A 10,802-nucleotide genomic window follows, 5' to 3' on the forward strand; every position below is an offset into this window, starting at 1 on the left:
AACGATCTAATAAAGAAAATACTCACCAATTATTCAAGATATAAACAACAGACGATAAGGTTTAAATTTTGGTCAAACAAGAAGAAAATCAAGTATTTTCAGTAATGTAAAACTAATATTGGTTCGGACTAAGGGCTAGAACTGCTTATTAACAAACTTTGTTTACGGATACTAAATTATCTAGACAATTTACTATTTTTCTCATTTAACAAGAATATCGCACAGAAAATTGCAGGCAATTACAGTCAAGACTAGGCATACTGAAAATAGAGAGAAAACTTTAGACCACTCCCTCCAAAATCGACGTGAAGGTGATTAAGCAACAATGAGACGTAAACCCCCTGGTAGATCAGCTACTACTTCTAAACCCTCTATTTTCCAATCCCCTATGTTTAACCTCTTCACAATCGCAATTATGGGAGGGGTGTTAATTTTGGGAATTGGAATTGGCATTGCTTTTAGTTCTACAACCACGTTGGCCCCATCAAATGTGGCTTCCCGTGAATTTATTGACACCAAAGCACCAAACCCAGAAATTTGTGTGCAGTACGGAGCCAGCGCGATGGTCATGGACGCTAGACTGTTCGTCACTCTCAACCCCTTTAATGTCTATGTTGCCCAGCCGAGTATGCGTCCTGGATGTGTGATCCGACAAAATAACTGGGCGCTTTTAGAGCAACGTAAGTTGGTGACATCTGATCAGGTAAATGAGTGCAAAAATCGCCTGAACACCTTTGGCTTTACAGGTAACTTGGACAGTGACAAACCTGATATTAGGTGCATATATCAGAATGAAGCGGCTCAAAACTTCTTCACGGCTCAACCAGGAGCAGTTGGAACGCCTCAAGAAACGGACAGATTTTAGATTTGGGCATTGGGCATGGGGAGTGTTGAGAGACGCGATTAATCGCGTCTGTACAGGAGTTAGGAGTTATTCTCCTTCTCTCCCCAGTCCCCAGCGATCGCATTTGCCAAATCAGATCATGCGTACTCATCACGTATAATGGTCAAACCTAAAGCTTTGTAAGCACTCAGCATATTATTAGATACTGTAGGTGCTGTTACTAGGTAAGTCAGGGCACGAATGGACTCCACTAGATAAGGAGCAGCCGTGTCCAATTTTTCTGCTGTCACTAATCCTACTACCTCAGCCGATCCAGCAATCATGGCTCGTTTGACGTGCGCTTCATCTAGGTTAGGTACACTAATCCCAATCTCTGGATGCAAACTGCAAACTCCCAACATACACAAATCTGCACGAATCATCCGTAATGTCTCAATCGTGACAGTACCTACATTCACCAAGGCTTTTTTGTAGAGTTGTCCACCTAACATCACAACCTCTATATGGGGATGTTCTGCTAAAGCAAGGGCAATTGGCGGACTATTTGTGATGACTGTTGCTTGCAAATCTAGGGGCAAATGACGTGTCACCTGGAGAGTTGTCGTACCTCCATCTAAAATCACCACCTGTCCTGTACAAACTAATTTTGCTGCTGTCCGAGCGATCGCTTCCTTTTCTTTGGGCGCTTGCTTTTGGCGATCGGCATAACTAGCGGTGGCTGGAGATTTGAGGAGCGCTCCCCCATGAACGCGTTGCAATAGTCCAGTTTCTGCCAGTTCTCGCAAGTCCCGCCGAATCGTATCCTCAGAAACCTTCAGAACAGCACTAAGTTCTGTTGAAAGCACCTTTTTATCACGACGAAGAATTTCTAAGATAAATTGTCGTCGTTCAGCAGTTAGCATAATTAATTTTCCTGAAATTGCGTTTTTCAACTTGAAATTGCACGTTTGTGAGTTTATACTTATTGATATGCAGGTTTGTGTACGGTAATCCGTAACTTAAATTGAATTCAAGCACATTCACGCATAGTTAAATGTATTGATTTTGGCATTTGATGAAACCAAATGGTTCCACAATGGTTCCGAGTAGGTTGGCTTTAGCTCCCAATCTGACAATTCAGGTCATGTGGAAAAATCCACGAAAAACCTAACCCCCTAACCCCCTTCCCGACGGCGGGAAGGGGGAAAATTCAAAGTCTCTCTCCTTTTAGGAGAGAGATTTAGAGAGAGGTTTTCCAGATGACCTGAATTGTCAGAGTTCCCAATCCCTAATCCCTAATCACCAGTCCCCAGTCCCCTTTACTAAATAAGCCATGACTATTATTGATACCCAATTTCCAATTGATCTCGGTGCTTATAAACCTTTAGCACTCAATCCAGCTAATTCGAGTCTCACAGCTGAACAGCGAGAGACTCTAAAAGCAAATATTCAACTCTGCCGGGATGCGATCGTCTTTTTTACAGCGACTGGCGCTGCTAGCGGAGTGGGTGGTCATACTGGTGGCCCATACGATACAGTACCAGAGGTGATGATCCTCGATGCCTTCTTTCGGGGGGCATCGGAGCAATTTGTGCCGATTTTCTTTGATGAGGCAGGACATCGAGTCGCCACGCAATATCTGATGGCAACGTTGCATGGTGACTTACCTGCCGAGCAACTTTTACGTTATCGCCAAGCACATGCCCATTTGCCAGGACACCCCGAACTAGGACTAACTCCTGGTGTGAAATTTAGTTCTGGACGGCTGGGGCATATTTGGCCTTACATCAATGGTGTGGCGATCGCAAATCCAGGCAAAGTTGTTTTCTGTCTCGGTTCTGATGGCTCTCAGCAGGAAGGTAACGACGCTGAAGCTGCTCGTTTAGCTGTTGCTCAACATCTCAACGTCAAACTGATCATTGATGACAATGATGTAACGATCGCTGGACATCCTTCTAAATATTTACCTGGTTTCAGTGTCGCCAAAACCTTAGAAGGCCACGGCTTGAAGGTACTTCAGGGAGACGGGGAAGACTTAGACGATTTATACCGTCGGCTTTGTGAAGCTGCGAATACTCCCGGAGCGATCGCTCTCATCAATAAACGCCCGATGTGTCCTGGTATTGAAGGTTTAGAAGGCTCCACTCATGGTCATGATGTAATTTCTGTAGATTTAGCAATTAAATATCTAGAATCTCGTGGACAAACTGCGGCGATCGAATACTTGAAGAGTATTAAGAAACCCAAGCAAACATATACATTTCTGGGTTCTAGTGACAAATGGGGTGCTAACCGGAATGTGTTTGGTGAAGCCGTGGTATCTGTCCTTAGTCGCATGAGTGAGGCGGAGCGTAAAGAGAAAGTCAAGGTCATTGATAGCGATTTAGAAGGCTCCTGCGGTTTGAAGAAAATTCACGATACCTACCCTGAGATATTTATTTCCTCTGGCATCATGGAACGGAGCAACTTTTCTGCTGCTGCTGGATTCGGGATGGAAGAGGGTAAGCAAGGTATTTTTGGGACTTTCAGCGCCTTCTTAGAAATGTGTATCTCAGAAATTACGATGGCAAGGCTGAACTATTCCAATGTCCTGTGCCACTTTTCCCATGCGGGTATAGATGACATGGCAGATAACACCTGCCACTTCGGTTTGAACAATATGTTTGCGGACAATGGCTTGGATGATGGCTACGAAACACAGTTGTACTTCCCCGCAGATGTTAATCAAATGACAGCTTGTGTAGAAGCTGTGTTCCATGAGCCTGGACTGCGGTTTATTTTCTCCACCCGTTCCAAAGTGCCCAATATTCAAGACAGCAACGGCAATGATTTATTTGGAAGTGGCTACAAGTTTGTTCCTGGTAAAGATGAGGTTGTCCGAGAGGGGACGCAAGGTTATATCATCAGTTTTGGTGATGCTCTCTACCGTGCCGTTGACGCTGTAGAGCGTCTTAAGCAAGAAGGGCTAGACATTGGTTTAATTAACAAACCAACTTTAAACATCATTGATGAAGAAATGATTACCAAAATTGGTAACGCTCCTTTTGTCCTTGTAGTAGAAGCCTTCAACCGGCGGACAGGCTTAGGCAGCCGTTTCGGTTCTTGGCTGCTAGAGCGCGGGTTGACTCCTAAATATGCCCATCTTGGAACTCATAAAGAAGGTTGCGGTGGTTTATGGGAACAGTACCCATATCAAGGTATCGATCCAGTCAGCATTATTAACAAGGTGAAGGAGTTAGTTGGAGGAAGGTAATATCATTTTGCTTTCATCAAGCTACATATAGCGGTTCTCAGTTGAGTGAAGTACAAGAACCCCACCCCCAACCCCCTCCCCGCAAGCGAGGAGGGGGCTATGATGTACTTCATGTCATTAGGAAACGCTATATATAGCGGTTCTCAGTTGAGTCTAATACAGACTTCAATACAGTTCAGTTAAGCATTTCTTCCTTCTCTTCCTTTAGTCTGTTGACCTGCAATGCCAATGTATCGACTGACAATGTTAATGCATCGACTGACAATGTTAATGCATCGACTGGCAATGCTAATGCATCGACTGGCAATGCTAATGCATCGACTGACAATGTTAATGCATCGACTGGCAATGCTAATGCATGGACTGACAATGCCATTGCATGAGAATGAGGAAAGCCTAATCAAGCTAAGTTTTTAGGACTTGTGTATACACCGCAGCCTTTTAGGAGAGAGGTCAGAGTGTATTGCATCCAAACTATAAGCGCTATATAGCTAGAGGCACAACATTATTAGGGCATGGCGCATTGGGGATTGGGCATTGATTCGATTTTTCATGCCCAATCCCCAATGCCCCATGCCCTATTTGAATTTGGTTTTGGGTAAAGGTTGACCAAACTCGATCACCTGGGGATCGGGAACATTAGGGACTGTTGGAACTGGAAAGTCAGACCTAACCAAAGGAGGAACGCTATTCAAATTGCCTGATTGATTTGGGAAAGTAGCAGGGGGAAGAGTTGAATCAATTTGTTGAGAGGGTGTATTCGGAGTTAGGGGAGGTACAGTGACAAAAGGCTGTCCTGAGTTATTAGTAATTGTTGAAGGCAGTTCATTGGATGGAGGCGGAACTGTGAGTAAGGGCGGTTGTGGATTACTAGTGGTTACGGGTAAGTTGCTAGGCAGCTGTGATTTATAGGGTGTTTGAGGCTGTTTTTTGGGTGAAGGTGGGGAATTTCCTGGTTTAACGGCAGTAGTTTTACCAGAAATAACCGGACGTAAAACCCAGCGAGTTGGGTTTTTTCGGGAAACGGGTTGCAGTTGTACCTGTTTGGGATTAAAAACAGTCCCTGGTGCTAAATCTAGGACAATGCGTGTGGCGTTAGCGTTCAGTTGAGAAACGCGAATGCTTTTGATTGCTCCAGAATAATTTTGTTGGGTGATAACTTTGCCTAACTTAGTATTCGGTAAATCTACAACCAGACGAGGGGGTTGTGCCAGGTAGAAATAACGGGGGGTTGTGCCTGCTGAGAGGGTGATTTCGAGTTGCTGTGTTTTGGGGGAAAAACGCCAATTATCTAGCTTTGCCACTGGTGTAGCAGCAGTAGTGCAAGTTTCGAGGGCGATCGCTGCACAAAAGCCTAATAGACTGATGCTAAATACCTGCTTGCGCCATTGGCAAAATTGCCTAGTCTTTAGTCCCTGATCCATTCTTTTTATCTGCTCCATAAAACCCATACAATGTGGTCACATTGCTGTTTACTTCGCGCTTTAAATCCCCACTCCCCAATTTATAACTTCTGAGATTTTTCCTCAGCTTTTTCGGGCACAGCGGTAAATTTCAGGGTTTGGGGAATGCCATTTACGGTTAATTGACCTGTCATATTACCTTTATCCACAAGTTGCATTTGAATTGTGACTGAATTCAGGGGATCATTTTGGGGGCGAGGAATATTACAAAGGATTGATCTGCCAACTTTTCCAGATAAATTTAACTGTTGATTTCTGAAGATGCCTGCCAGAGAGTGCTTTTCGTCAGTATCGGCGTTAGCGTTTGCTGGTAATACAGAGGCATTTAAGTAAATACCCGACTGCTCAATGTTTAACGTCAGAGTATCCGATTTTTCACAGTTAGGCAAATTCTCAGCCAGGGTTAGACGATAGCGGCCGTTAACTGGAGGAGGAGCCTTGAGATTGTTTTCCCCATAAACACTTACGGTTTTAAACAACAGTAGCACTGAAATTATTGCTACTCCGTAAAAAGCCAAAGATTTGAAGTTGAAATGATTCATGATTTCAACTCCTTAATGTTGGCTCTTGACTACTAACCTCAGGAAGCATAGAGGCAAGGTGAGCGGTGACTTGACTGTAGCGGCGGGTAATCAGCAGGGAGGAACGACATTGGATAGCTAATTGATCTGTATATCTTCCCAAGGTTTGGCGCTCGATACCCCAAGCGCGGCTGGTACCAGCAATAGTTAGGTCAACACTTTGTGAGGCTTTAATTACGGCTTGGATTGGTTCTGGGGCTTCGACAATTTTGATTTCAATGCGATCGCGTACACTGGTGGGTAATTGCTCCATCATCGTGTGTAGTTCATAATTCAATTCTTCCTTGGTATTATTTGCTACTATCTGTAATATCTGCAACATACAAGTCTCACGATTGATTAGCAGTCTCAGAGCTAGTATTAGTGCTAAATCATCATGAATATTTGCAGAATAAGGTACTAATAAACTCTCTAATCGCTCTTTGCCTTTATCTACAAACACTGCCACATCCACTGGTGCAGTGGTAAGCATTTGTCCGACTCGTCCACCTAAACGATTACTACTAAAAGCCGGCCGATGCCAGCCCACGAGAATTAAATCAACTTGTTCTAATGTGGCAATTTGTGCTGTTTCGCGGGCAACGTTGCTGGATATGCGAACGATAGGATGCACACAAGAACGAGTTTCTGGCGGTTCGAGAGTATTAATCAATTCTTCTAGTTGGTGGCGGCGCTGGGCGATTAATCTGTCTGCTTCAACTGGCGTACTTTCAAAGGCATAATCTTCTTCAAATTCAATCAGACTGAGGGGGTTAACAACGGCAGGATATCGGTAATTGAGAGCAATACCGACGGCGGGCTGCGCCAACGCTACTGCCAACTGTACTAAACCTTTTTGGGTAGTTGGATTAGCCACTGGCACCAAAATTCGGAAAGGATGAGGGGAAGCTTCACTTCCAGCAGAGATGCCTATACCTGTTTCTGCTTCCGATTCCGGTTCTACCATATCTAACCTGATCAGCTTCTTCGGATATGTCCATTCCAGCAGTGGCGAGGTCATGAATGTAGTTACCAATGCCATAATTACCAGCATGGTAAATATTAAGGGGGAAATTACCCCTAACTCTAGACCAATGTTTAGCACTATCAATTCGGTTAAGCCGCGAGTATTCATTAACCAACCGAGTGCCGAGGCTTCCCGTTTATTAATGCCACTCACACGGGCTGCTACATAGGTGCCAACATATTTACCTGCGATCGCCACTCCTAAAATCAACGCACACAAAAGCCACAATTCTGGACGGTTGAGTAAGCCAATCTGCGTCTTTAAACCACTGTAGGCAAAAAATATTGGCAGCAAGAATATCAAAACAAAATCTTCGGTTTTTACTGCCAATTCCCGCACTAAATCTTCATTTTTGGGCATGGCTGCTCCCAATAAAAATGCCCCAAAAATTAAGTGAATACCAATTAGTTCGGTGATTAGTGCTGACGCAACCACGCCCATATAAATCCCAGCTAGCAGCAATTGGCTCAGGCGTCCCGCACGCAGGTAGTGTTTGGCAAGGCGTTGGAGGAACCAACGTCCCGCCGTCAACATCAAGGCAATGTAAACTATACTGGCGATAATTGTGGGTATCGCACCAGCAAAGTCACCAGTTCGGGCCACAGCGATCGCTACTGCCAAGAGACACCAAGCTGTCACATCATCCACTGCTGCACAAGTTAACGCCAACGTTCCTAAACGCGTTCCTTGTAAATTGTTTTCAGTAATGATTCGCGCCAACACTGGAAAGGCAGTAATCGACATCGCCGCCCCCAAAAACAACGCGAAGGCGGTGAAGGATACACTTGCATTAGAAACTAGGGGATAAAGTAGCACCGCTAGCAATGTTCCTAGAGAAAACGGCACCAAAATACTTACATGAGAAGTTAAAACCGCTACTTCTAATTGCCCGCTGAGGTATTTAGGATTTAGTTCTAGCCCAATCAGAAACATGAAAAATATTAGTCCCACCTGAGACAAAACATTTAGAAAAGGAAAAGTTTCTGGTGGAAACAAGGAAACTGCTAAATGAGGAGCAACTAAACCAAATAAGGATGGGCCGAGCATAATCCCGGCGACAATCTCACCAATTACCAGCGGTTGCTTAATGGAACGGAATCCTAGCCCTACTAGCCGTGAAAGCCCAATAATAATCAGCACTTCAACCAGAACGAGAATAACTATGTGCATGGTTTCCTCAAAATTAACTATCTGGTTTTTCTAAGATGATTCTTTAAAAGACTCGAAAATGTCAAGCTTGTTAGATACACCCAAGATTAATTTGTGCTTCGTTGTTATGTCAATTGCTGTGAGGGCGCAGTTACAGAAGTTAAAAATGAATTCTGATGATTTTAGTAGCTCAATCTAGAAGAACTTACGAATTACCGATATCAATAAAATAGGTAATAGATAGACAGTCAGTTTGTAATGGTGTTTAAAGGCCACTACAAACAAATTAGCGGTTATAAGCAGAGTCAAAGCAGATAATTTTACCCAATTACTAGGTAATTAATTTTATATTTAAATATCCTTAAGCAGAAGATTTATCATAGCTTGTACCGTGCAGCAAAAAGGCAATCAGTGGTGATGCCATAAGGGTAGTAATAACTGCCATAATAACCATGATAGTGAATAAAGTTGGGGTAATTATACCTTGTTCAAGACCAATATTGAGGATGATTAACTCCATTAAACCACGAGCATTCATCAGAGCGCCGATAGTTGCAGATTCCCGCCAATTTTCCCCGGCTAATTTTGCCGCCAACATACAAGCAACACCTTTGCCAAGAATTGCGATCGCAATAATTAAGAGCGTAATTCCCCACAAAGTAGGTGTGTTTACCAGTCCAATTTGAGTGTTCAGTCCAGAGAAAACAAAAAACATCGGTAACAAAAAAGAAGTAGTTAAAAACTCCGTATGTTGGCGAATTTGTTGGGCGAATTCTCCGCGTGGTGTCACTGCTCCCAGCACAAAAGCACCGAATATTGCATAGATGCCTGTGACATCGGTAAACCACGCACAAAACATCAAAATTATCAACATTAAAGTTAGGGTTTGTCTGTTCACACCTGCATCGCGTTTTGTCATGCGTGTGAACGCTTGCAGTAGAGGTTGACCGAGAAAAATCGCAAATAGCACGTAGCAAATGCCACCACCAATTGCTAATATGGCGATGCTCAAAGAATTTTTGACGCTAGCAAGTACAATCGCCAGCAAACACCAAGCAACTGCATCATCTACCGATGCTGCACCTAAGGCCAAAGTACCGAAGCGGGTTTGGGCAAGACCGCGTTCGTAAAGAATGCGAGCTAACATGGGAAATGCCGTAATTGTCATTGACGCACCTAGATACAAAGCGGCTGACCAAGGCGTTACTTTTGATTGAAAAAAATCGCCATTGTGATACAACCAAAAAGATGCGATCGCTCCTAAAATAAAGGGAGTGATAATTCCGGCAGCAGATAGCAAACTTGCACTTTTGATATGATGTTTTAAGAGTTTGGTGTTGAACTCTAAACCAATTAAAAACATATAAATTACCAACCCAATCTGGCTAATAGCATATAAAATCGACATTGATGGGTTGGGAATCTTGTCTCCCAAAGCAGTTAAAATAGGAAGCTTAGGAAACAACCATTGCTGAAAATGCGGTGCAATCAATCCCAAAAGTGATGGCCCTAGCATTACGCCTGCAATCATTTCGCAAACAACATCGGTTTGACCAAGATAGCGGCGTCCTAAAATCGTGACGATGCGACAAGTGGCTAAAATAACTGTGAGTTGTAGAAATAGCTGAATAACCAGATCAAAATTCGACATTGCACTTCCTTAATTTACGTCTCTGCATTGAACTAGGGATTATGGATTAGGGACAATTTTGATGGGGATTAAACTCCCAACCAATGTTCATAGCGACGCACACAACTGTACGTCAATACAACATATTGCATCCAAACTAAAACCGCCATATGTGATTTTTTAAATTTGCTATTTAATTGTTGATTTTTGCTTACAGTAATTTTTAGGTAATTAAAGCATAAGGTAGGGGCGCACATTTGTACGCCCCTACAGGGGATTGTGGTTCAAATAGATGAAAAAGGCTAAGGCTGTAAGTAAGTAGGGAAAAACAAATTGAAGATTTTGGGGATTTGAGGTTTTACAACCACTCTCCACCCCGGAAACGCCAACGGGGAAAGATAATTCGCATCAGACTTTGTGAACTAATAAAAACTGCTAGCCACACGACGCTATAGTGTAATAGAAAAGCTGCTGGCAAAAGTTCCTCTTTTGGTAAAGGTATTGGTAAGAAACCAAACAGTTTGACTCCACAAAATACAAACACCAATTCCCATATACCAGCTAAGAGTTGATAAATTGCCGGCCAATCTCTATCCCAGCGCGATTTTTGCAGATAGTCATAAAGTACATCCCAGCCTAAACCAAAGATGGTGACATAACCAAGTATCCAAAAATATACTGAGTTAGCACTAAAACCAATCCAACCAATTGCAAATGGTAAAGATACAAGTACGCCGACAGTTGCAAGTAATAATAATCGAGTTTGCCAGCGACCAAATAAAGTTGGTGTCATAAGAGTGCTGAGTTAGGAGTTAGGAGTTAGGAGTTAGGAGTTAGGAGTTAGGAGTTAGGAGTTAGGAGTTAGGAGTTAGGAGTTAGGAGTTAGGAGTTAGGAGT

At 43.3% G+C, this 10,802-nt stretch carries 9 protein-coding genes; 3 read left to right on the forward strand and 6 right to left on the reverse strand.

Annotated features, from left to right (window positions below; all coding sequences use genetic code 11):
- Positions 1 to 325: 325 nt before the first annotated feature.
- Positions 326 to 865, forward strand: coding sequence for a DUF3172 domain-containing protein (locus V7K30_RS08815; RefSeq protein WP_334998698.1), 540 nt, complete (start codon positions 326 to 328; stop codon positions 863 to 865).
- A gap of 116 nt (positions 866 to 981) precedes the next feature.
- On the opposite strand, the gene V7K30_RS08820 is transcribed toward V7K30_RS08815, so the two are convergent.
- A complete protein-coding gene (locus V7K30_RS08820) occupies positions 982 to 1,746 on the reverse strand; it encodes a DeoR/GlpR family DNA-binding transcription regulator (RefSeq protein ID WP_334998699.1) in 765 nt (254 codons plus the stop codon).
- 410 nt (positions 1,747 to 2,156) lie between these two features.
- Here V7K30_RS08820 and V7K30_RS08825 point away from each other — a divergent pair, with 410 nt between their 5' ends.
- Entirely contained in the window at positions 2,157 to 4,076 is a 1,920-nt protein-coding gene (locus V7K30_RS08825; protein WP_334998700.1) for a transketolase C-terminal domain-containing protein, read from the forward strand.
- 212 nt (positions 4,077 to 4,288) lie between these two features.
- Positions 4,289 to 4,459 carry a hypothetical protein gene (locus tag V7K30_RS08830; RefSeq protein WP_334998701.1) on the forward strand — a complete coding sequence of 57 codons (171 nt, stop codon included), beginning with the start codon at positions 4,289 to 4,291 and terminating at the stop codon, positions 4,457 to 4,459.
- 195 nt (positions 4,460 to 4,654) lie between these two features.
- Here the strand turns inward: V7K30_RS08830 and V7K30_RS08835 are convergent, their stop codons facing one another.
- The 5 genes from V7K30_RS08835 to V7K30_RS08855 form a co-directional block, all read right to left on the reverse strand.
- Positions 4,655 to 5,500, reverse strand: a complete 846-nt coding sequence (locus tag V7K30_RS08835; RefSeq protein ID WP_334998702.1) for an AMIN domain-containing protein — start codon at positions 5,498 to 5,500, stop codon at positions 4,655 to 4,657.
- A gap of 80 nt (positions 5,501 to 5,580) precedes the next feature.
- Entirely contained in the window at positions 5,581 to 6,081 is a 501-nt protein-coding gene (locus tag V7K30_RS08840) for a hypothetical protein (RefSeq protein WP_334998703.1), read from the reverse strand.
- A 4-nt stretch (positions 6,082 to 6,085) separates the two neighbouring features.
- Positions 6,086 to 8,296, reverse strand: a complete 2,211-nt coding sequence (locus tag V7K30_RS08845; protein ID WP_334998704.1) for a cation:proton antiporter — start codon at positions 8,294 to 8,296, stop codon at positions 6,086 to 6,088.
- A gap of 340 nt (positions 8,297 to 8,636) precedes the next feature.
- Positions 8,637 to 9,926 carry a cation:proton antiporter gene (locus tag V7K30_RS08850; protein ID WP_334998705.1) on the reverse strand — a complete coding sequence of 430 codons (1,290 nt, stop codon included), beginning with the start codon at positions 9,924 to 9,926 and terminating at the stop codon, positions 8,637 to 8,639.
- Positions 9,927 to 10,263: 337 nt separating this feature from the next.
- The gene (locus tag V7K30_RS08855) at positions 10,264 to 10,698 is read right to left on the reverse strand and encodes a hypothetical protein (protein WP_334998706.1); all 435 of its coding nucleotides are present in this window, start codon (positions 10,696 to 10,698) and stop codon (positions 10,264 to 10,266) included.
- Between the last annotated feature and the right edge of the window lie 104 nt (positions 10,699 to 10,802).

It is taken from the genome of Nostoc sp., assembly GCF_036917655.1.
Classification (GTDB): domain Bacteria; phylum Cyanobacteriota; class Cyanobacteriia; order Cyanobacteriales; family Nostocaceae; genus Nostoc.